The sequence below is a fragment of the Planktothrix paucivesiculata PCC 9631 genome, from assembly GCF_900009265.2.
Lineage (GTDB): Bacteria > Cyanobacteriota > Cyanobacteriia > Cyanobacteriales > Microcoleaceae > Planktothrix > Planktothrix paucivesiculata.
On the sequence record NZ_LR735008.1, the window covers coordinates 232,146 to 255,901 of the forward strand.

The window sequence follows — 23,756 nt, forward strand, 5'->3', positions numbered from 1 at the left end:
GGATTAGGGAGCAGCCCCCTAGCCCAAATATGGCAGAATAGAAAGGATTGTCTAAAATTGCCCATCTTGTCCAAACCCATGACTGCAACGACTCCCACCCAGGCCACAAAATACGAACCCTTTAGTACCGAAGCCAAATGGCAACAGTATTGGGAAGCCCATCAGGTGTTTAAAGCTGACCCCAACCAACCCGGGGAACCCTATTGTATTATGATTCCCCCGCCCAACGTCACGGGAAATCTCCATATCGGTCATGCCTTTAATAACTCCCTGATTGACGCCCTAATTCGCTATCATCGGATGAAGGGTCATAACGCGCTGTATTTGCCCGGGATGGATCACGCCAGTATTGCAGTCCAAACAATTTTAGAACGACAACTCAAAGCAGAAGGGAAAACCCGCGACGATTTAGGACGAGAAAAATTTTTACAACGAGCTTGGGAATGGAAGGAAGAATCCGGCGGAACAATTGTTAATCAGTTGCGACGTTTGGGGGTTTCTTGTGACTGGACACGGGAACGATTTACCCTGGATGAAGGGTTATCAAAAGCGGTCTTAGAAGCCTTTATTAGATTATATGAAGATGGGTTAATTTATCGGGGTAAATATTTAGTTAATTGGTGTCCGGCGAGTCAATCGGCGGTATCGGATTTAGAGGTTGAAAATAAGGAAGTTGATGGGAATTTATGGCATTTTCGCTATCCTTTAACCGATGGTACGGGTTATGTGGAAGTGGCAACCACCCGACCGGAAACAATGTTAGGGGATACGGCGGTGGCAGTTAATCCTAATGATATTCGCTATAAAGATTTAATTGGGAAAACGGTAATTTTACCGATTATTAAACGGGAAATTCCGATTATTGGGGATGATTTTGTTGATCCAAATTTTGGTACGGGTTGTGTTAAGGTAACTCCGGCCCATGATCCTAATGATTTTCAAATGGGTCAACGGCATCAACTGCCGATGATTAATATTATGAATCAGGATGGCTCCTTAAATGAAAATGCGGGGCCATTTGCCGGGCAAGATAGATTTTTCGCCCGAAAAAATCTGATTCAATTCCTGAAAGATAAGGGATTTTTAGTTAAAATTGAAGACTATAAACATACGGTTCCCTATAGCGATCGCGGTAAAGTTCCAGTAGAACCGCTATTATCAACCCAATGGTTTGTTAAAATTCGTCCCTTGGCAGATAAGGCGTTAAATTGTTTAGACCAACAGGATTCTCCCGTCTTTGTTCCTGACCGTTGGACAAAGGTTTATCGAGATTGGTTAGTTAAATTAGATGATTGGTGTATTTCTCGACAATTGTGGTGGGGGCATCAAATTCCGGCTTGGTATGCTGTTAGTGAAACGGGGGGTAAAATTAGCGATAATACGCCGTTTGTAGTGGCTAGAACTGAAGCAGAAGCCCAGGAAAAAGCGATCGCCAAATTCGGAGAAGCAGTAATTTTAGAACAAGATCCTGATGTTTTGGATACTTGGTTTTCCTCCGGTTTATGGCCGTTTTCCACCTTGGGATGGCCGGAAGAAACCTTAGATTTAAGTAAATATTATCCTACCAGTACCCTATCAACGGGGTTTGATATTATCTTTTTCTGGGTTGCCAGGATGACGATGATGGGAGCATATTTTACCGATAAAATGCCCTTTAAAACCGTATATATTCACGGGTTAATTCGGGATGAAAATGGCAAAAAAATGTCAAAATCCGCCGGAAACGGCATTGATCCGTTATTACTAATTGATAAATACGGAACCGATGCGGTGCGGTTTACCTTAATGAAAGAAGTCATCGGCGCAGGGCAGGATATTCGTTTAGAATATAATCGAGAAACCGACGAATCTGCATCTGTTGAAGCATCTCGAAATTTTGCTAATAAACTCTGGAATGCTTCTCGGTTTGTGATGATGAATTTAGACGGGAAATCTCCTAAACAGTTAGGAGAACCCAATATTAATCAATTAGAACTGAGTGATAAATGGATTTTATCTCGCTTTAACCAAACCGTCAAACAAACCCGTGAAGATATGGATAATTACGGGATTGGTGAAGCAGCTAAAGGCATTTATGAGTTTATTTGGGGGGATTTTTGTGATTGGTATATTGAATTAGCTAAACCCCGTTTACAAGGAGAAAATAACGCCTCTCGTCAGGTTTCCCAACAAACTTTAGCTTATGTTTTAGAAGGGATTTTAAAACTTCTCCATCCGTTTATGCCCCATATTACCGAAGAAATTTGGCATAGTTTAACCCAAACGGGAGAAGAATCTTGTTTAGCGTTGCAACCCTATCCGGTGGTGGTAGAAGATAATGTATTAGACCTGGAAGTACAACGGTTAGGAAAGTTTGTTAATGATCCTGATTCAATTTTAGGTCAATCCATCACAATTTTGTTTGAATTACCGGAGGTTTTAGGAGGTTTCTTTAAACAATATCAAAAACCCCTGATTCTGACGGGTCTATTTTTCGTTGCTTTTTTAACGGTTAAATGTTTTGTGGCGGCGTTAAATGCCCTTAACGAATTACCCTTAATCTCTAGCATTTTTGAACTAATTGGGATGGGTTATTCGGGTTGGTTTGTGTATCGATATCTGCTAAAAGCGTCCCAACGGGCGGAACTTGCGAAGATTTTACAGGAGTGGAAAACGGAATTTATCGGGAGTCAAACAGCAGATAAAAACATTGAAAGTCCTAACATTTATTCCACAATTTGTCAAGATCAATCCAGTGAAATTATCAGCATTATTGATCCGAAACTAGAGGCGGATTTTGAGTTAATTATTGGGGCAATTCGTACCGTCCGAAATTTACGCGCGGAGGCAGATATTAAACCCAAGGTTAAGGTTAATGCTATTCTGCAAAGCGACAGCACGAAAGAACAGCAAATTTTGAAACAAGGACAAACCTATATTCAAGAGTTGGGGAAAGTTGAAGAATTAACCATTACACAGAAGTTAACTGGAAATGAAGGACAAAGTATTGCGGGAGTGGTGGGAACTGTGCAGGTATTAATGCCTTTAGCGGGGGTGGTTGATTTAGCTGCATTTCAAACGAAATTGCAGAAAAAATTAGCCAAGGTGGAAAAGGAAATTCAAGGGTTACAACGGAATTTGAATAACTCGAATTTCGTTAACCGTGCGGAACCAGAAGTTGTAGAAAATACCCGCAATAGTTTAACAGAAGCGGAAAAACAAGCGGAAATTCTCCAACAACGGTTAAGTCAATTTAACTAACTTTTTGATCCCCCCTAACCTCCCGTGAACGGGAGCAGGGGGAGCAGGGGGAGCAGGGGGAGCAGGGGAGGCAGGGGAGCAGGGGCACTTCGACAGGCTCAGTGGCCGCAGGGGAGGCAGGGGAGGCAGGGGAGGATTTAGGGGAATCAGATCTAAAATTAAATCAGAGGTTTTAGAATTAGATGAATCAAGATTTGGGTTTATTTCTGTTAGGGATTGTTGTTTTAACGCTCTATTTAATCCTGTCTGCATTAACAGAAATGGGAACAAAATTACCCTGGAAAAAGTAGAGCGATAGCGATAGTATTCTACTTGTTGATCAGGAAACCTTGATATTAATTATGTTTTAAAACTCTATCTTTAAAAAATAAGTTAAATAAGATCCCCTTCCCTAAAATTTCATCCAATTCTCGCACTGTAAAAAAAGGAATAAACACAAGGAACACGCATAAGATTTGATAAACTAGATCAAAGTTAAAAAAATAATTTTTCAATTCTATTAAAATTCCAACTATAGATTCTTGTTGAAACAAACCTATAATAAAATGTTTTACAACATTAAAAATTAAAACAATAATTGTAAATAAAATTGACTTATAACCAACTGAAATAATGAGGGGTTTATCTCTATAGCGTTCTACAAGGGGCAGCTTTTCAGATAAAACAATCACTTTTCCTATGATGAAAGCTCCAACAACCGCAACCCCATAGTTAAAAGTGTCAATCCCATGTTTTAATAACGCCAGGGAATTCAACGTGATTAAAAGGCTAAAGGATAAGGCTAAATACAAATTAACAATTGCCAAACTAATAAACTCATCAATCAAGATTGATTTCCGAGTTTTTTTAGGTGTTGTTTTAGGAGTCATAGATTAATTAAAGTTGACGGTTGACTGTTAACTGTTACCTATTTTCTATTGTCTACTGATAACTGATGACGGGCGGGATAACCTTTTCCTTAAACCGGATTACTAATCATTGATTGTCTTGATTTTAAAATAAATTCAGCGACACTTAAATCGACAGGAGTAGTAACTTTTAAATTAGTTTCTTCTCCGATCACAATATAAACGGATAATCCACATTTTTCAAATAATGCTGCATCATCGGTGACTTCCCAACCCTGTTGACGACCCTGCTCATGACACTCTTTTAATAATTTCACCTCAAACCCTTGGGGAGTTTGCGCCGCCCATAATTGTTGACGATCGGGTGTATCTAAAATTAACCCCTTTTCATCGACAACCTTAATTGTATCCTTAACTGGAATGGCCGCAATTAACCCCGAACAGGTCTGCAAAGCCACCCCACAGCGCTCGAATAACTGCGGTGTGGCCAAACATCTCGCCCCATCATGAATTAACACCCGCTCCGCATCCGGCGGTAAGGCTTGTAAACCATTGTAAACCGACTGTTGACGGGTTTCGCCCCCCTGAATTAACTCCACGGGTTTAGTTAAATTAACCTGGGCCAAAATTTCCTGGAAGTCGGGAAAATCCACGGGTTGACCCATGATCCCGATCCAGTCAATACAAGCTGAAGCCTCCGCCACTTCGAGTGTCCAAGCTAATAGGGGTTTATCCCATAGGGTCAGGAGCAATTTGTTGCGATCGCTCCCCATTCTGCGTCCCATACCCGCGGCCGGAATTAATAAGTGCATGGTGAAAATTTACAGGTAAGATTGACAATTCTGTGTTCGTATTAGAATTAAGCTGATCTTGTAGATTAACTCTTTAATTATGAGAATACTAGCCCTTGTCCCAGGTGGAATAGGCGATCAAATCTTGTTTTTTCCCACCCTTGATGGCCTCAAGCAAGCCTATCCTGAAGCCCAAATTTCTGTTATGGTAGAACCCAGAGCCAGGGGAGCTTATCGAGTTTGTAAGTCCGTTTCTGAAATTTTAACCTATGATTTCAAGGGACGGAACAGTTTGGCCGACTGGGGAAATTTTTTAGGAATTGTCCGTGACCGGGAATATGAAGTGGTGGTATCCCTGGGTCAAAGTTGGACGGTGGGGTTGTTATTGTGGTTAACGGGTATCCCCACGCGCATTGGTTACGCAGGCGGGGGTGAGGGGTTATTTATTAGCAACCCAGTCCCCTTAAAACTAGAGCAATACGCCGCCGAAATGTATTATGACCTGCTCAAAGGGTTGGATATTATTACCCCCTTCTCAGGATTATCAATTAATGTGCCTAAATTGGATCTGGACTGGGGAGAAGCCGAACAGAAAAGGTTAGGAGTCAAGGATAGTGGTTATATTTTGATTCATGGGGGATCTAGCCAGTTAGCCAAACAAAAAGGCATTGATAAAATCTACCCCGTGGCCAGTTGGCAAAAAATTATTCAAGATATTCAACAGCGCCAACCTAACCTCCCCGTGATCATTGTCCAGGGGCCAGAAGATGGGGCCTTAGTGCAGCAAATTGTCGAATCTTGTCCCCAGGTTAAAGTCACCCGACCGGAGGATATTGGTAAATTATCGGCGATGATCGCCTCGGCAAATCTTATGCTCTGTACCGATAGCGCCCCGATGCACTTGGCCGTTGCGGTGGGAACCTATACGATCGCCTTATTTGGCCCAACAGAACCCGCTAAATTATTACCAAAAAGCGATCGGGTTATTGGGATTAAATCACCTTCGGGTAAAATTTCTGATATCTCTCCCGATCAAGTGATTAAAAAAATCTGGGGAGGTTAATTCAGTTATCAGTTATCAGTCATCAGTTAACAGTTAATAGTTAACAGTCATTAGTTATCAGTGTGAGAGTTAATTTATTACCTATTACCCATTGTTCTTAACTAATACTTGTCTTAACTGATAACTGATAACTGTTGACTAAAAAAGTTTATTACCCATTCGTAATTCGTAATTCTATGAACTACAATATTGAAGAAACAGTCATTGAACGCTACAAAGCCGGAGCGCAAACGGTACAACCTTCTCTGTGTTGTCCGGTGGAATATCAGGAAAATCAATATTTAGAAATTATTCCCCAGGAAATTATAGATAAAGATTATGGTTGTGGTGATCCCACCCGTTATGTTAACCCGGGGGAAACTGTAGTTGATTTAGGTTCCGGGGCGGGGAAAAATTGTTATATGATCGCGCAAAAAGTAGGGTCATCCGGTCAAGTGATCGGGGTGGATTTTAATGATACAATGTTGGCTCTTTCCCGCAGCCATCAACCGGAAATGGCTCAGAAATTGGGATATTTTAATACAAGTTTTGTGAAGGCAAAAATTCAGGATTTAGCCTTAGATTTAGATCAAGTGCAACGGTGGTTAACGGTTAATCCGATTCAATCAATTGAAGATCTGGGGAAATTTGAGTTAGAATGCGATCGCTTACGTCAACATAATCCTTTAATTGCTGACCATAGTGTTGATGTTGTTATTTCTAATTGTGTTTTAAATTTAGTCCGTCCCCAGGATAAGGATCAACTCTTTCAAGAAATCTATCGAGTTTTAAAACGCGGCGGACGGGCGGTTATTTCTGATATTGTTTGCGATCAAGATCCCACACCTAGGATTTTAAATGATCCCGATCTTTGGAGTGGTTGTATTGCGGGAGCTTTTCGGGAAAATGAGTTTTTAGAACGTTTTGAACAGGCTGGATTTTATGGGATTGAGATATTAGCCCGACAGGAAGAACCTTGGCAAGTCATTGATGGGATTGAGTTTCGTTCCCTAACAGTTACTGCCTTTAAAGGCAAAGACGGCCTCTGTTTAGATGTAAACCAAGCCGTGATTTATAAAGGGCCTTGGAAACAAGTAATGGACGATGACGGACATATTTTATATCGGGGGGAACGGATGGCAGTTTGTGATAAAACCTACCAAATTTATAATAACATAAACGGCCCCTATCATCAAGATATTTTAGGAATTTTACCCCATGAAACTATCCCCCTAGAATCAGCCCCAGAATTCGATTGTAGACGGAATGCTATTCGTAAACCGGAAGAAACCAAGGGAGAACATTATCACGTTACTATCACTAATTCCGATGATTCTTGTTGCGCTCCTGTGAGTTCTAGTTGTTGTTAAATAGTGAAAAAAAGGTTATAATAAATCCTAATCTAAGGTGATATTTAATAAGTTTAGATTAGGGCGATCGCATTTAGAACATTTTATCAAAGGAAGCTAACTTTCGCAAAGGTAAGTTAGTTTCTGATTAGTTATCAAACAGAGCGATAAGAGGTTTAATTTTTTTCCTTGACTTTTAATTGCTGTTAACTTTACTATTAGTTTATTCTCCAGATTAGAGAAATTTATTTTACATAGAAACGGGAGAACCTATGTCTATTGACAAGATTAGCGACCAAAGCTATCCGGGCTTTCAAGAGTTAAAACAGTATTTGTTGTCTTGCAATTTGCCCAGTTATGCGAAAGGTGTAGGTCACAGTGGAGAAGATATGCTTTGGCTAGACGGCTCTGCTGAAGATAGCTGGGCACAGGCTGAGTTTCTGAACACAGCACTGTTCCGGTATTATATGTCATTGTGTCTGTCTGGCTTGAATGTTTATGATGTCTTGATGCAGTTGTTGGTACTCAAATACCCAAACGAAATGGACTTCGCCAATAAGTCAGGAACTTATTCCTGCAAAGTTCATGTTTACCCCACCCTGATCGTCTCAAATCAAGCTCAAATGTCTCAGTCTGCTGAGTGGTCTTACTCGTGCAGCCCAGGCAAAGTTTACAAGTGGGTAACTATTTGTTATTAAGGAGAAGAAATAAGCAAGCGATCACATAAACTTTCCTAGACAATATACTTCAAGTTTAACAATTACGGGAGTCGCTTCTATTCGTAGAAGTGGAATTATAGCGATTTTCAGATGTACAGTTTCTAGGAATAAAAACCCGGTTTTTGGGTATGTCTGAACGCACAAAGCTATCATAAAAAACAGGATAGGAAAAATAATTCTATCCTGTTGAATAATTGATATTAAAATCAGTTAAATCGATAAGAAAACCATTTTAATAACGCCCCAGGTTTAAATTTTGGTTCCCAACAGTTTAACCAATGTACCATAGAAAAATTGCGATTATTTAGGGAAAAATCTCTACTAAAAAATTAAGTTTTTCAAAGAAAATAGGTTTTTAATCCCCACTTGAAAACCAGTATATATTAAGAATTGTTTCAAATTAAAACAAAATAGAAACTTTTGAACAATGGCAAAGGGTTAATTGTATCTTAAACAATATCCAGAGTTAAACAACCCACCCAGATTAAAAAACACCATTTAAACAGGAATTCACAATGATTAATACTGTAACACCAGTTCCCAAAGGGATTGGCGTTCTATTAAAAGCACCTTTATCGGGACATATTCTACCCATTGAACAGGTTCCCGACCCCGTATTTGCTCAAAAAATGGTGGGGGATGGAATTGCCATTGACCCCGTGAGTCAGGTGTTAATTGCCCCCTGTGATGGGGAAGTGATCCAACTGCATCCGTCCCATCATGCGGTGACATTAAAAACCCCAGAAGGGTTAGAAGTATTAATGCACATTGGGTTAGATACCGTTAAGTTACGGGGGCAAGGGTTTAGTCCTAAAGTTAAAATGGGCGATCGCATTCAAACAGGCGATCCCTTAATAGAATTTGATCCCGATTATATCGCTCTCAATGCTAAAAGTTTGCTCACCCAAATTGTGATTACGAATAGTGATCAATTAGCAAGTTTTCAAGCTAGTTCGGGTAATGTTGTGGCTGGAGAAACAGTTATTTTAGAACTGACTTTCGCCGCAACAGCTATTGAAAATAACCCAATTTCTGCCGAGACAATTACCTCCGATGAAATTATTATTCCTAATCCTACCGGACTCCATGCTAGACCTTCGGCCGTATTAGCAAATTTAGCTAAAAAATATCAATCTAAAATTCGGTTACAACGGGGCGAACAAGACGCAAATGTTAAGAGTGTGGTCGGGTTAATGGCCATGGAAGTCAATAATGGCGATCAGGTGGTCTTAGTGGCCGAGGGGCCAGATGCGGCTGAAGCGATCGCCGAACTCACCGAAGCCATGCGTTCCGGGTTGGGGGAAGAAGGCAGTCTCCCCATTTCCGCCCCGGCCAGTGTCGCCCAAGGAGAAATCTCAAATCCCGCCCCCCGTCGGCGTTCGGACGATCCTAATGTGGTTTTAGGGGTAGCCGCATCCTCCGGGGTGGCTGTGGGTCAAACCTTCCGGGTGAGGGAACAGGAAATTGAGGTGACGGAAAAGGCCGAAAACCCCAATACAGAACGGCGTAAGTTAGAAACGGCGATCGAACAGGCCCAATTAGAGGTAGAAGCGTTACGGGCCAATGTTCATGGCCAGGGCGATCCGAGTAAATCAGCTATTTTCGCCGCCCATCAAGAATTATTAGAAGATCCCGAATTAATTGATATTGCTACCAGCACCATTGATAAGGGAAAAAGTGCGGCTTTTGCCTGGAAACAAGCCTTTACAAATAGTGCAGCCCAACTGGCAAAATTGCAAAATGAATTGTTATCCCAACGGGCAAATGATGTGCGAGATGTGGGGCAACGGGTGCTCAGAATTTTGACCGGAGTGACTTTAACTGGGCCGATTTATCCTGAGAATACTATTTTAATTGCTGAGGATTTAACTCCTTCGGATATGGCAACTTTGGATAGGTCAAAAGTGATCGGATTCTGTACCGTTGCCGGGGGTTCGACTTCTCACGTGGCAATTTTAGCTCGTTCCATGGAAATTCCGGCGATCGCTGGAACCGAACCTCAAGTATTAGATTTAGCCGACGGCACACCTGTTATTTTAGATGGCAGTAAAGGCACATTAAAATTAAATCCGACGACGGCGGAAATGGAACGGGTTAAAACCCTGTTAGTTGAAATTGCTAAAAAACGGCAAACCGACTTAGCCAATGCCATGGAACCCGCCATCACCACCGATGGACACCGAATGGAAATTGTTGCCAATATTGGGGGCAAATCTGAGGCAGAAACTTCGGTAGAATTGGGAGGAGAAGGTGTCGGTTTATTGCGAACAGAATTTGTGTTTATGGAGCGGACATCTGCCCCCACAGAAGACGAACAAACGGAAATATATAGTAGTATTGCTCGGGTTTTAGGGAAGGATAGACCGTTAATTATTCGGACGTTAGACGTAGGTGGAGATAAGCCCTTACCCTACTTACCTATTCCCCATGAAGAAAACCCATTTTTAGGAGAACGGGGAATTAGATTTGGCTTTGATCGTCCTGAACTTTTAAGAACGCAATTTCGGGCTATTTTAAGATCGGCGGAGGCGGGAATGTTGCGAATTATGTTCCCGATGATTGCCCGATTAGAAGAAATTAGAATGGCAAAAGCCATGTTAGAAGAAGAACGGGAAAATTTAAATCTTCCCCCGGTTTCTATAGGGATTATGGTAGAAGTTCCCTCGGCGGCTGTCATGGCGGAACAGTTTGCTAAAGAGGTTGATTTCTTCTCCATTGGCACTAATGATTTAACCCAATATACCTTAGCAATGGATCGGGGACATCCGAAATTAGCGCCCTATGTAGATGGGTTAAATCCGGCGGTTTTACGATTAATTGATTTAACGGTTAAAGGAGCAAATAAAGAAGGAAAATGGGTGGGGGTTTGTGGCGGAATTGCCAGTGATCCTCAAGCCATTCCTTTATTAATTGGTTTGGGGGTGAAGGAGTTAAGTGTTAGTGTTCCGAGTATTCCTACTATTAAGGCACAAATCCGAGAATTAAGTTTAGTTGAGTGTCAAGAATTAGCCCAAAAAGCTTTAAATGCAGAAACGGGGGCGGATGTGCGGGCACTTTAATCAGTCATCAGTTATCAGTTATCAGTTTGGAAGTTGTCAGTTTAGGAGTTATCGGTTTAGGAGTTGTCAGTTTAGGAGTTATCAGTTTAGGAGTTACCAATTTGGAAGTTGTCAGTTTAGGAGTTATCAGTTTGGGAGTTATCAGTTTAGGAGTTATCAGTTTAGGAGTTATCAGTTTAGGAGTTATCAGTTTGGGAGTTTTCAGTTGTCAGTAATAGTATCTAATAGAGCCCTTCAGGGCTCACTACTTAAGAAAAACGATGTTCAAAAACGCTTTTGCTTTATTACAAAAAATGGGAAAGTCTCTGATGCTTCCCGTTTCGGTGTTGCCCATTGCAGGCTTATTATTAGGATTGGGTAGCGCTCGTTTAATTGAGTTACAAAATCTAGCATCGGGAACAATTTCTTCCCCTAAATTTTGGTGGCTACCTGAAGGTTTGGCAACCATTATGAAGACTTCCGGGGATGCAATTTTTGGCAATTTACCGATTATTTTTGCGATTTCCGTTGCGATTGGATTTGCGGAAAATGACGGGGTTGCTGCCTTAGCTGCAACGGTGGGATTTGTGGTTTTTATCGCTTCTTTGGGGGCGGCTTCTACTACTTTATTTGGCATGAATCCCGAACAATTAAAACCTGTTATGGGCATTCCTTCCCTAGATACGGGGGTATTTGGCGGCTTAATTATGGGTTGTGTTGCCGCCTATTTATTTAACCGTTATTTCCGAATTCAATTACCTCAATATTTAGGATTTTTTGCGGGAAAACGATTTGTTCCGATTGTAACTTCCTTTGCGGCGATCGCCATGGGAGTCTTAATGAGTGTGGTCTGGCCGCCCATTGGAGCCGCGATTTCTACGGCTGCAAATGCCGCCGCATCCGGTGGCAATGTTAGTCTTACCGCCGCAATTTATGGGGTTGTAGAACGGTTATTATTACCCTTTGGATTACATCATATTTGGAATGTTCCTTTCTTTTTTCAAATCGGATCATTTCTTGATCCCATTACCAATAGAATCGTGACCGGAGACATTAATCGCTTCTTTGCAGGTGATCCAACGGCAGGAATTTTAGGGGGGGCTTATTGGTTCAAAATGTTTGGTTTACCGGCGGCGGCGATCGCCATTTGGCGGGCGGCAAAACCGAAAAATCGCGTGTTAACTGGGGGGATTATGATCTCCGCCGCTTTCACCTCTTTCCTAACCGGAATTACCGAGCCGATTGAATTTTCATTTATGTTCGTAGCCCCGCCTTTATACGCGATTCATGCGGTGATGGCGGGCTTTTGTGATTGGTTATTTGTTGCCTTGGGCGGACGCATGGGATTTACCTTTTCCCAGGGATTTATTGACTTTTTCCTGTTTAATGGATTAGGCACAAAAGCGTGGCTAATTCCCGCTTTAGGGCCGTTTTTTGCCGCCTTATATTTCTGTGTGTTTTACTTTGGAATCCGACAGTTTAATTTCTCCACTCCGGGTCGAGAAGATGAGGTAGAAACCGTAACCACGATTACGCCCGGAACAGGTGTAGGAAGTCTGGCCATGGAGTTAGTTCGAGCGTTTGGCGGACGCAGTAATATTGCCACTTTGGATGCTTGTATTACTCGATTACGAATCACCGTTCATGATATTAAAAAGGTGAATAAAGCCCGACTCAAAGCATTAGGAGCATCGGGAGTTTTAGAAATGGGAAATAGTGCCCAAGCCATATTCGGCCCCCGTTCAGAAAACTTAAAAACAGATATGATGGAATATCTGAAAAATGCCGGGCCAGAGGCAGATTTTGTTGAGGAAATAGCACCAGAAACTACAGAGGTTAATTCAACCGAAGCAGTGATTTCAACTCCCATTATCTCAGATTCCGAGGCAAAAAATCGGATTCAGCAGATCATGATTGCCTTGGGAGGAAAACAGAATATTCAAAGCGTTGATGCAGTGGCATTAACTCGATTACGGGTTAAAGTTATTGATAATAACCTGATTGATGAAGACGCATTAAAAGCCGCGGGTGTAGAAGGAATTTTACGTTTACCCAATGGCATATTACATCTATTAGTTGGTTTGGGTGCGGAACAATACGCAAAGAATCAGTGATCAGTTATCAGTGATCAGTCATCAGTTATCAGTTTAAGAGTTATCAGTTTAAGAGTTATTAGTTATAGCAACCAGCACCGAGGTTGTAATATTTTAATACTGATATGAAACGGCCAGAAGTATTACCCCAGATTCGGTGTTTCCTGTTCCCTATTCCCTATCCCCTGTTTAGCACTACAGTTAACTGTTAACAGTTAACTGATTACTGATGACTGATAATAGACTGTCTACTATTCACTTCCTAACTGATAACTGTTAACTGATAACTGATGACTGATATCAGATGGGTTTAAAATCTTTATTAAAATCGAGTTGATTAGCTTGAACTTCAGGTAAAAATGCAATCAGTTCTTCTAAACCCGATTGATTCACATAAATACCCGCTCCGGTTCCATACCCTGATAAGGTTAAATCCTTAAAAGTAATTACATCATTAGTTTTATAAGCAAAGTAATCTTCCCCTACAGTAAAATCACTAATAAAAGCAAAATCCGTTAAACCTCCAGTTGAATAATAGGTGCTAGAATCAGAACTCCCTAAATAAAATCCATCTAATCCTACACCCCCAACTAAAGTATCAATTTCCCCCGATCCTGGATTAGCGGAATTAACATCAACTCCCGCAATAAAATCATCCCCAATATCACCGGAAACATAATCATTTCCTCCTCCACCTGCTAGGATATCCCCTCCTTGACCCCCAAACAAAGAATCATTATTGATTCCTCCAAATAATAAATCTGAACCTAAGTTACCAAAAAGTTGATTATTACCCGATTCTTCAATTAAAATATCATTTCCTTTCCCACCAAACAAAATATCATTTCCTAGACTGCCATAAATAATATCCTCCCCTATATTTCCATTGATCGTATCATCGCCGCCAAGACCTTGCAGGGTATCATTTCCCCCTAAACCATAAATTTCATCATTTTCAATCAATCCAGCTAGATTATCTGCTGCTTCAGTTCCTAAAATTAAACTCATTTTTAATCATTAATCAGTTATCAGTAATCAGTAATAAAGCAATTGTTGGCTATTGTCAACTAAAATCAATATTTATTTTACTTGATTGAGGGGATTTTTTTGATACACTGATAACCAGGATAGGCGCGCCGTGGCACGTCTCTACACTAATGGATAACTGATTTTTGAGTAGTTGCGATCGCTACAATACCTGCCACAGAAATTCCCGATTTTTCTAATTCAGAAATTGCTGATTTAACCGTAGCACCCGTTGTATAAATATCATCTAAAATTAAAACCGAACCCCGAGGGGGGCGACGCCGGAAATCCCGACCTAAATTAAACACATTTTGCATTTCTTTTAAACGTTGATCGGGCGAAAGTTCATGCAGTGCTTCCGTCTGTTTAATTCTTTCTAAACCGTGAGCAGATAGGGATAAACCCGTGAATTGACAAAAACTTTTTGCTAACAATTCAGCTTGATTAAACCCGCGTTTTTTCAACTTATCCGGGTGCAGGGGAATGGGTACCACGGTGACAGGGGAGATCGACCCGGGTGTCAATAACCAAGTTTCTGCTAATCCATAGCCCAAAGGTTTTGCTAATTGGGTATGATTGTTATACTTAAGAGCCGCGATCGCCCGTTTGAGAACATCTTTGTACTGTCCCCAGACGCAAAGCGGCACCTCGGAGGCAAATTTAGCCCCCGGGGGAAATCGACAACGAAGTAACTGTCGTTCACAATAATCGCAAAGTTCTGTTTTTGCGGGTCGGTTACATAACAGACAGTTAGGTTTGAGAAATAAACTTAAGATCGCTTTCACAGTTAAGGTTTTGAGATAGGGAGGGGAGGTTTTGATCGAGAAACCAGGTTTCTATAGCGCTACGCGCAAGGGAACAGGGAACAGGGAACAGGGAACAGGGAACAGGGGTAATACTTCTGACTGTTTCATATCAGTATTGAAATGTTACAACCTATTTAGGATTGCTATATCTCCCCCTATGACTATTTTCTATTGTTGAACTGATCGGATCAAATCGTAACTAAATTTAGTTTAAAGTGTGGATAATTTTTACGGGCTTCACGAAATTCAACCAGAGCATCGCGATATTGTCGGGGAGCCCGCCTTTTATTTAAGCCAATTACTGCGTCAAGGTTATCCGGTTTTACCCGGTTTTGTGGTTACGGATCAGTTATTTTGGGACTTTTTACAAACCATTGATTGGTTAGAACCCCTATTTGTTGATTTACCCGAATCATCTCTATATTTTGACATCAATCAACCCCGTCAATTACAAATTATTGCTCAACATCTTTGTCAACAACTAATTGAAAGTCATTTACCCCCATCCTGGAGTCAAAAAATTCAAGACAGCATTGATCGATTACAAACTCCAGCATTAATGTTTTATCCCAGTTTAAGCACATCTGGCTCCTTACAAATATCGGGGCTATTTGAATCAGTTATGGGCTGGGCGGATACTCCCAGAACTCTATTCGGGTTAAAACAAGCTTACTGTGAATTTTTTCGGGCTAAAAGTTTATTATATTGGCAACGATACAAGATAGAATTACAAGATTTACATCCTGTAGTCTTGGTTCAACCTCTCCAGTCGGCGATCGCTTCTGGTTTTGTAAAAATTACGCCTAACTATTGGGAAATAAGCTCTACTTGGGGTTTAGAATTTTCTCTATTGTGGGGAGAAAGCCATGCTGATAGTTATTTAATTCAACCCCAAACAGGAATGATTCAACAACAACAATTAGGCTCTAAAACTATTCTATATGATTTAAAATCTTCTCCCCATCAACCCACAAAATATCCCCTTCCCCAAAAGCAATTCGGAACTCCTATTTCTCAATTTCCGATTCATGCTACCCTAATTTCTGAACACCAACAAACTTTTTCCTTAACCCCGGAACAATTACAACAGTTAATCCAGATTACTCAACAAATTGTACAGTCTCATCCAGCAATAACTCGGTTTGATTGGCGTCTATTGAAACCCTCGCCCGAGCAACAGGCTCAATTCTATTTAGTCAGGGTAAAATATTCAGAAACCAGTCTTATTTCTGAGCCCATGGACTCAGATTATAGTCCCCATAAACATGATTTTCAAGGACTGGCTCTCGCCTGTGGAAAAGCTCAAGGAACAGCATATATTCTCAGGGAAACAGATCCGATCCCATCCCAACTACCGGAGAATACTGTGTTAGTTGTTTCCGCGATTAATTGGGATTATTTACCCTTATTAAAGCAGAGTGTTGCTATTGTTTCTGAACAGGGAGGAATGACCAGTCACGGGGCAATTGTAGCCAGAGAAATAGGTATACCTGCTGTTTGTGGGATCGTTAATGTAACCAGGAAAATAAAAACGGGTGAATCCATTGTTGTTGATGGTAATTACGGTAAAGTTTATATTATTAAACATGAGTATCCCATCAATAAAATATTTTCACAACAGAGTTTTCAGGCTGAAAAATCGATCCCCATCTCCTCAAATACCAACTCTACAGCCCTGATGGTTAATATGAGTCAATTGAGTTCGATCAAGCGACTCGATTCTTTACCAATTGATGGCGTGGGTTTACTCCGTTCCGAATTAATGGCTATTGAAATATTAGAATGCTCTGAAGATCTGGCTATAAATCCCTGGATTTCCCAGAAAATAGGGAGCAAATTCTATAATTTTAATGACTGGATTTCCCTAGAAAAATCATCAATATTTGTTCAAAAAATGGCGAGGAAATTTCATCGAATTGCTACAACTTTATATCCTAGACCTGTTTATTATAGAGCATTAGATTTACGAGAAGTAGGAGAGTCTGTCTCGGGATTAACTCATTTTTATCCCCCCCACATTAGTAAGCAGGGTAGTGGGATTGATGGAGGAAATTTTATAGCTTCCGAATCTCCATCTTTAGAACGTTTGGCTTTATTTGATTTAGAACTTCAAGTTTTATTAGAATTATATGAATCCGGGGATAGAAATATTCATCTGGTTTTACCCTTTATTCGGTCTGTGGAGGAGTTTTTAATTTATAAACATCGAATTGAAGCATCGGAATTAACCAATTATCCGGGGTTTCAAGTTTGGATAATGGCGGAAGTTCCTTCGGTTTTATTTTTATTACCTGATTATGTTAAAGCTGGGGTTCAAGGGATTTCAATTGGAACTAATGATTTGACTGAATTATTGTTTGGAGTTGATCGAAATCAAATGCAAACATTTCCGGGATTATATGAAAATCATCCGGTCTTGAAAAAAGCGATAAAACAGTTAATTGAAATGGCAAAAACCGCTAATATTCCTTGTTCAATTTGTGGGGATGCTCCGGCTTTATATCCTGAATTAATCGAAGATTTAGTCCGATGGGGAATTACATCTATTTCTGTTAATTTAGATGCCGTTGAATCCACATATATGGCGATCGCTAGAGCCGAAAAACAAATTATTTCCCAAACTCTAGCGAGCGAGGACGCGCTGCTGGCGCCAAGCTAACGCCAACGCAGTACAGGAATTTCAATATTTTTGCAAGATCTTAATATTGAGTTCTTTGGAAGGCTTCCTCTGGGGAAATATTACCGTAAATTACCGATAAAATCCCGGGTAAATAGTCATCCATAGTTGAGACACTGGTATAAATTAAATGTTTAATCAATGCCGGATTTAGAGACGCATCTTCCGCATCTAAACTGGTTTTATATCGAAGTTCACCATCTTGAAAATTCATTTCAAAATTTCCTACCACTGTCCCATAGTTGAGCAGGGTAATAAATGTCGCCATATTGTAGCGTTTATACTCAGGAACTTTCACCGGACAAATAGAATAAACCGCAATTTGCCGTTCTTCTTCCCTGACAATGGTATAACAATCAAATCGGCCGTTTTTGCCCTCTACACCCAATGCCAAGACTCTCCGATGTTCAATTTCTCTATAAACCCAACCGTCTAGGGTCATAAAGTCAATGAGAACATCAAACACAGCCCGATCCGATGGGTATTCTTGAGAAAGTAATTCCGGGTTTTGTTCTGACACAGTAAACATCCTTAATTTTCCTATATCTACAACGTTCTATGAATAGTGGCTTCAACAATTACGCTCGATGGGAGTTATCTGGCGTGGGCATATTATACGCAATTTTATTTGCTTTGGCACTCCGGTAAACAATATTAGTTAATTCATAATAAATCGGGGGATATAAGGAGTAAAGTTGACCATAATAAAATCGATTTCGATATCGGTTATAATCTTGAATTTTTTTTCTAATTCCCGATCCTAAACGAGAAGTTTTTTCAAAGGTTTTATCACTCTGTTCAATAGTCCATTTAATTTCCTCACCCTCAACCCCGCGACTAATCAGATCAAAACACTGTTCAATCACTTGACGAATTCTTTCCCGGTCTTTAGATTGAAATTCTAGTCCCTCTTGCTCAGAATCTCTGGGTAATAACTGCAACCGATAGCATCCATCGGGATTAGCATGGGGATACCAACCGAGTTTTAAGGTATAACCCTTTTGATTAATAATCCAGTCTGTTTCCTTAAACTCAATGGATTGAATTACCAGCAAGTTTTCATGATAAAACTGCTGATTGAGAATCCGACCATCCTGTACAAACGGATCTTCATCCCCAAAACAGTTATGAGTAATTGCCCAACCACTGGGAATATTCAGACGAACAAGGTTTGATTGCATAAATTAGGATTGACTGGACAAGAATCAAGTAAACTCAGCTATCTAGTGTGCGATCGGCAGCAATTGATATGGCTTGGCGCTCACTCCTGACGAATTATAATGCAATATCATATTTTTTCATTGACCGCAAGGCAAATATCCCCGTTACAGGTTCCGGATCGAAGGGTGACAGGCGGATTAATGGAGGGGTGATTGCGTTGAAGTGAGTTTATGTTCAAATATCGTATTTTAGCCTTAGTGACGCTGATGGTGGCTCTGGGTGTCGGGTTGAGTTCTTCGAGTATTGCTCAACCATTTGACAAAACATCATCACCCTCAGACTGGAGTGTACAGGCAAAAGTTGATCCGAACCAATTGATTACGGTCAGACTACGGAACAAAACTAATCAAACCCTGGTTTATGCCTTAGCTAACGATAATTCCCAGAGGTTAGCACCGGGCAAGACCGAAGAATTTTTAGTCAGAGTTGGACATCAGCCCGAAGAAACCAGCACAATTTTAATTAATACACCGGAGAATACTTACCCCTTAATTTATAGTTTTCAAGTTGTCCCTAAAAATATATTAACCGTTGAAATTAGTCCCACCAGTGCAGATAATCCCAGCCAGAAACGGACAATTTATATTGACGAACAGGGGAAAGTTTATTCTTTTTAATCAGTTAAAGCAGGGAACAGGGAACAGAACTGTTGACTTCCTAACTGATAACTTCTTAACTGATAACTGATAACTGATAACTGATGACTGAAAAGATCAGCCTGTATTTCGCATTCCGGCGGCAATACCGTTAATAGTTAATAGGGCGCCACGGAGTAATTCACCTTTGCTATACCGGGAATGAACAACACCCGAAGCCACGGATTTTCCGTGTTGACGTAGGCGCTTTAACAGGGCTACCTGTAATAAACCTAAAGGAATAATAGTGGCATTGCGTAACTGTACCGAACGCTGTAGGACGGGATCATCCTCTAATAGTCGTTGATGTCCGGTGATTTCTTGGACTAACTCCACGGTGAGATAATATTCCTGAGCAATTTGTTGGAATAATACCTCAAACCGTTCGAGATCATCGGGATGACTTAACTCCCGGACATAGTGATGGGCGATTTCTATATCAACTTTGGCCAAGGTCATTTCCGTCTTAGAAATCACTACTTTAAAGAAGGGCCATTTAATGTAGAAATACCGCAGGAGTTTCAGATTTTCCTGGGGTTCTTCGTTAATAAATGCCTGTAAAGCGGTTCCTACCCCATACCAAGAAGGCAGTAAAAAACGGCTCTGAGTCCAGCTAAATACCCAAGGAATCGCCCTTAAACCGGAAATATCCTTTTTCTTATCCCCACTACGACGGGCGGGGCGGGAACTGATTTGCAGTTGGCTAATTTCTTGGATCGGGGTAACTTGATGGAAGAATTCGGGTAAATCGGGTTCTTCATAAATTAAAGCCCGATAGTGCGCCCGCGATCGCATTGATAACTCCTCCATGATTTGATTCCAGGGATCAATCTCATCAAACCCGTTATGCAGGAGACTAGCCTGGATGGCTGCGGTGGTGACGCTTTCGAGGTTAAATAACGCTAACTGCGGGAGGGAATATTTAGACGCCAGGACTTCCCCCTGTTCGGTAATTTTAATCCGGCCATTAATACTGCGACCCGGTTGGGCTAAAACCGCTTTATAGGCTGGGCCACCGCCTCGACCCACCGAACCCCCGCGTCCGTGAAAGATTCGCAGACCGACTTTATAGGATTCAGCTACATTTTGTAAAGCTTTTTGGGCTTTATGAATTTCCCAGTTACTGCTCAGGAAACCCGAATCCTTATTACTATCGGAGTAGCCTAACATAATCTCTTGTAAAGACTGATCAGGATCATTACTAAGGAGTTTATATTGTTCATAACCTCCGGCTAACATTGCCCGATATAAAGGTAATTCAAATAAGGTGGTCATCACCCGGGGAGCGCGTTTGAGGTCTTCTACGGTTTCAAATAGAGGAACCACCATCACATTCCCAATTCCGGTCGCTGGATCATAAAGTCCGGCTTCTTTTGCCAAGAGTAAAACTTCCAGTAAATCACTGGCTTCATTACTCATACTAATAATATAGGTTTGGCAAATTTCTGGCCCAAATTCCTGTTGTAACTCCCGCATCACCCTAAAGGTAATAATAGTTTCACAGGTTTTTTCAGAAAAGGGTAATTCCGCCGGAATTAGGGGGCGACGGGTTTGGAGTTCCGTTGCTAACCATACACATCTTTCGGCTTCTGAAAGCTCGGTGTAGGGTTTGGGTAAGACTTGCAGATAGTCAGTAACTTCGTTGAGAGCATTACAATGAATCGAAGACTCTTGACGCATATCTAACCGGGCCAAACTAAACCCAAAAACCTCCACCTGACAGATCAGATTTTCTAGTTCTTGACAGGTCATTCCCGTTTCTTCCAGGTTGCGTTGAATCATTTTCAACTCCGCCAAGAAATCATTCCCCGAACGATATAATTTAGTCGCTTCGTGGTCAGGAACTAGACGCTCTCGGATGCGAGACATTTCGGCATTATTGTACATTTGCCAATTGCGATCGCGAGTATTTTCCAATCGTTTTTGCACATAAGAAAGTTTCAAACGATAGGGTTCTTGACGATAGCGAATGGCGGTTTGATCATAGATATCGGGTAATTGTCCTTGATCTCGATCTAAAGATTCTAATAATTCTGGAAGAACATCACTCCAATGTAAGGATAAACTCAATAAACGATTGAGGCGTTTGACCGCTTCAATATATTTTTCCAGGACAACATGACGCTGATAACAAGCGGTTTTCCAGGTCACTTCCGGTGTCACCGAGGGATTTCCGTCTCGATCTGCACCCACCCAAGATCCAAATTTACAGAAATCATGTTTAGGTAATTTTAGATAGGGAAAAGAAACATTTAAAGCGTGTTTTAAGCGCTTATAAAGTTGAGGAATGGTATCAAATATCACTTCCTGGAAGTAGTGCAGGGAATAATCTACCTCATCCAAAACCGTAGGTTTAAATTGGTGGAGTTCATCGGTACGCCACCAAAGCCGAATTTCTTGAGTTAGTTGTTCATGGAGTTCTTCGGTTAATTCCGACAGGGTAGAGGAGTCCCCTACACTCTCGGTTCTGAGTCCATCAAAGCTTTCATCGATTTGATCGAGTTGTTCAAGGATCGTGGCAATACGACGTTGTTTAGTTCTAATTGTATGGCGAACAATTTCCGTCGGGTGGGCTGTGAATACCATCCGCACATCTAATTGATCTAATAACCTTTGGATCTTTTGGGCGGGAACATTTAACTGTCGCAACATCGGAAACAGAGAATGGAATGTTGCTAACTCCCGATCCTGTTCGCTGTAATTGGTTACATTGGTTATTGGTAGGGGACTTTCTTCTTGATCGGAAAAACGTTGATTCCGAGACTCGAAAGTAGACATGGATTTTACCGGGGAAATCGGTAACTTTCCTTTGCCTTTCCCATGGTTATAGGCCAGTTGTTGTTCCCGTTGCTCATAGTGTTGTTCAACGATATTAATCAGTTGAAAATACAAGGCAAATCCCCGGGCGGCCCGAATAGCCTGGTTAATATCAAGCTGTTCGATCAACTTGAGAGCATCCGATCCCTGGAACTCCTCAGCTTGTCCTTCCGGTGAAGTCATTGATGCTAACTGATGGAGTAAATCTACCAGTTGTTGACCACACTCTTGACAGAGGACGGACTCCCAGACATCCTCTATAATTTTGAGACGATTACGCAAAAATAAATCCGAATTGGTAGTTGGCGGATTTGATGAAACGACCGTGTTTGGAGACTGTTCGGAAGATTGGAGCAGTGAACTCATGATCGTCTTTTCCTGTGTGTGTTGCAAGAATATCCAGTTTATTGTATTGCCTAATTTCTCGCATAATCACAGAACTTTGCAGTCAAATCCGTCACCGTTCTCTATTGTATATTTTTGTCTGATTCGGGAAAATGCAGAATCGGCAGGCGATCGCCTCGGAGAATTTCCTCGCTGTTGGTGCTCAGGTTCAACATAAAATCATGGAGTGCTTTGGTTCCGAGGGCAGCCATTAATAGGGGTGCGGTGGCGAAACTGACTAACCACTCTTGGGGAAAAGCAATGGGGTCGGGACTTTTGGCTGGATGATTATTGGTGGGGGTGGTTTCCATAGATAATTTGCGCTTAAACGCAAAAATGGGGAGTTGGGGGTTGTATAGATAATTTCCGCCATATCGCAACAACGGGGAGTTGCTCGAAACTTTGGACGAATCATGCCAAAATTGTAGTCGAATTCTAACATGGGCGTTGTCCTATTTCTAAACCCATCTCCAGGCCTTAACCCTTGAGATTAGAATTCAGTAGGAATGAAATTCAAAAACCGGGCAGTTTGGTATGGGTAGGGAGTTGAGTTGAAGGCCAATAAAACAGTTTTAACCGGAGAGGGTTTAGCCTTAACCCAATGGGCAGAAAAGGCCGTTGGACTTGCGGATGTGCAGGTTCAAATCCGTTTGCGTGGGAATCATTTACACGTTCTGTGTGAAGCGCCGATCAGTCCCGATGAAAAAATCACTACATCTAATTTTTCAGGGGCCTTAACCCAAACTAATCTAACGGTTTTACTCCCCCCCAATCAACCGATTTACAAGATTTTTTTATCGGGTCGAAGTTTGGGGGCGGCACGACCGGATTGGACAGTCAAGCTCGAATATACAGAATTACAATTTCAGACATCTACAGAGGCTTCTAAGGCTGTTGAAAGCCCCCCAATAGTAGAACATCTTCCACCGATTCCTGAACCGAGACAGAACCCATTCACAAAAATTACCAGCCTGTTTAGACGTCCTCAACCCCAGGGAGCAGGGGAGGCAGGGGGAGCAGGGGAGGCAGGGGGAGCAGGGGAAGTAGGAGGAGAAGCAGGGCGGAGCAGG

General features: G+C 41.4%; 17 protein-coding genes and 1 pseudogene. 10 read left to right on the top strand and 8 right to left on the bottom strand.

The annotated features are described in order from the left end of the window. Positions 1-78 precede the first annotated feature (78 nt). Positions 79-3,240 (top strand): valine--tRNA ligase, encoded by a 3,162-nt coding sequence (locus tag PL9631_RS07995; RefSeq protein ID WP_083618755.1) that lies wholly within the window; start codon positions 79-81, stop codon positions 3,238-3,240. Positions 3,241-3,575: 335 nt separating this feature from the next. Here PL9631_RS07995 and PL9631_RS08000 read toward each other — a convergent pair whose 3' ends face one another. Further along, positions 3,576-4,109, bottom strand: a complete 534-nt coding sequence (locus tag PL9631_RS08000) for a hypothetical protein (RefSeq protein WP_083618759.1) — start codon at positions 4,107-4,109, stop codon at positions 3,576-3,578. Between the two features lie 89 nt (positions 4,110-4,198). Then, entirely contained in the window at positions 4,199-4,900 is a 702-nt protein-coding gene (gene ispD, locus PL9631_RS08005) for a 2-C-methyl-D-erythritol 4-phosphate cytidylyltransferase (protein ID WP_083618761.1), read from the bottom strand. A gap of 79 nt (positions 4,901-4,979) precedes the next feature. Between ispD and PL9631_RS08010 the strand changes: the two genes are divergently transcribed. The 6 genes from PL9631_RS08010 to ptsG all read left to right on the top strand — a co-directional run bounded on the left by PL9631_RS08010 (position 4,980) and on the right by ptsG (position 13,141). After that, on the top strand, positions 4,980-5,942 hold the full coding sequence (locus PL9631_RS08010) for a glycosyltransferase family 9 protein (RefSeq protein ID WP_083618762.1): 963 nt from the start codon (positions 4,980-4,982) through the stop codon (positions 5,940-5,942). Between the two features lie 176 nt (positions 5,943-6,118). Next, on the top strand, positions 6,119-7,291 hold the full coding sequence (locus PL9631_RS08015; RefSeq protein ID WP_083618763.1) for a methyltransferase domain-containing protein: 1,173 nt from the start codon (positions 6,119-6,121) through the stop codon (positions 7,289-7,291). A 251-nt stretch (positions 7,292-7,542) separates the two neighbouring features. Beyond that, on the top strand, positions 7,543-7,968 hold the full coding sequence (locus tag PL9631_RS08020; RefSeq protein ID WP_083618765.1) for a hypothetical protein: 426 nt from the start codon (positions 7,543-7,545) through the stop codon (positions 7,966-7,968). Positions 7,969-8,504: 536 nt separating this feature from the next. After that, positions 8,505-11,048, top strand: a complete 2,544-nt coding sequence (gene ptsP / locus PL9631_RS08025) for a phosphoenolpyruvate--protein phosphotransferase (RefSeq protein ID WP_083618768.1) — start codon at positions 8,505-8,507, stop codon at positions 11,046-11,048. A 26-nt stretch (positions 11,049-11,074) separates the two neighbouring features. Further along, a complete protein-coding gene (locus PL9631_RS27525; protein ID WP_231516674.1) occupies positions 11,075-11,263 on the top strand; it encodes a hypothetical protein in 189 nt (62 codons plus the stop codon). 45 nt (positions 11,264-11,308) lie between these two features. Next, positions 11,309-13,141 carry a glucose-specific PTS transporter subunit IIBC gene (gene ptsG / locus PL9631_RS08035; protein ID WP_083618772.1) on the top strand — a complete coding sequence of 611 codons (1,833 nt, stop codon included), beginning with the start codon at positions 11,309-11,311 and terminating at the stop codon, positions 13,139-13,141. Positions 13,142-13,420: 279 nt separating this feature from the next. Here ptsG and PL9631_RS08040 read toward each other — a convergent pair whose 3' ends face one another. Together PL9631_RS08040 and PL9631_RS08045 are read right to left on the bottom strand one after the other, a co-directional pair. Continuing rightward, positions 13,421-14,128, bottom strand: coding sequence for a calcium-binding protein (locus PL9631_RS08040; protein ID WP_083618774.1), 708 nt, complete (start codon positions 14,126-14,128; stop codon positions 13,421-13,423). A gap of 146 nt (positions 14,129-14,274) precedes the next feature. Then, complete coding sequence (locus PL9631_RS08045; RefSeq protein ID WP_083618776.1) at positions 14,275-14,931, bottom strand: ComF family protein; 657 nt, start codon at positions 14,929-14,931, stop codon at positions 14,275-14,277. 238 nt (positions 14,932-15,169) lie between these two features. Between PL9631_RS08045 and PL9631_RS08050 the strand changes: the two genes are divergently transcribed. Beyond that, the gene (locus PL9631_RS08050; protein ID WP_083618778.1) at positions 15,170-17,611 is read left to right on the top strand and encodes a putative PEP-binding protein; all 2,442 of its coding nucleotides are present in this window, start codon (positions 15,170-15,172) and stop codon (positions 17,609-17,611) included. A gap of 40 nt (positions 17,612-17,651) precedes the next feature. Here PL9631_RS08050 and PL9631_RS08055 read toward each other — a convergent pair whose 3' ends face one another. Continuing rightward, positions 17,652-18,158 carry a type III secretion system chaperone family protein gene (locus PL9631_RS08055; RefSeq protein WP_083618781.1) on the bottom strand — a complete coding sequence of 169 codons (507 nt, stop codon included), beginning with the start codon at positions 18,156-18,158 and terminating at the stop codon, positions 17,652-17,654. A 49-nt stretch (positions 18,159-18,207) separates the two neighbouring features. Continuing rightward, positions 18,208-18,810 carry a hypothetical protein gene (locus PL9631_RS08060; RefSeq protein ID WP_083618784.1) on the bottom strand — a complete coding sequence of 201 codons (603 nt, stop codon included), beginning with the start codon at positions 18,808-18,810 and terminating at the stop codon, positions 18,208-18,210. A gap of 210 nt (positions 18,811-19,020) precedes the next feature. On the opposite strand from PL9631_RS08060, the gene PL9631_RS08065 reads away from it, so the two are divergent. Next, positions 19,021-19,467, top strand: coding sequence for a hypothetical protein (locus PL9631_RS08065; protein WP_083618786.1), 447 nt, complete (start codon positions 19,021-19,023; stop codon positions 19,465-19,467). 96 nt (positions 19,468-19,563) lie between these two features. Here PL9631_RS08065 and ppc read toward each other — a convergent pair whose 3' ends face one another. Further along, positions 19,564-22,668 (bottom strand): phosphoenolpyruvate carboxylase, encoded by a 3,105-nt coding sequence (ppc, locus tag PL9631_RS08070; RefSeq protein WP_083618789.1) that lies wholly within the window; start codon positions 22,666-22,668, stop codon positions 19,564-19,566. 101 nt (positions 22,669-22,769) lie between these two features. After that, complete coding sequence (locus tag PL9631_RS08075; RefSeq protein WP_083618791.1) at positions 22,770-22,997, bottom strand: hypothetical protein; 228 nt, start codon at positions 22,995-22,997, stop codon at positions 22,770-22,772. 240 nt (positions 22,998-23,237) lie between these two features. Between PL9631_RS08075 and PL9631_RS26045 the strand changes: the two are divergent. Continuing rightward, positions 23,238-23,756, top strand: a pseudogene (locus PL9631_RS26045) (hypothetical protein); the annotation flags it as partial.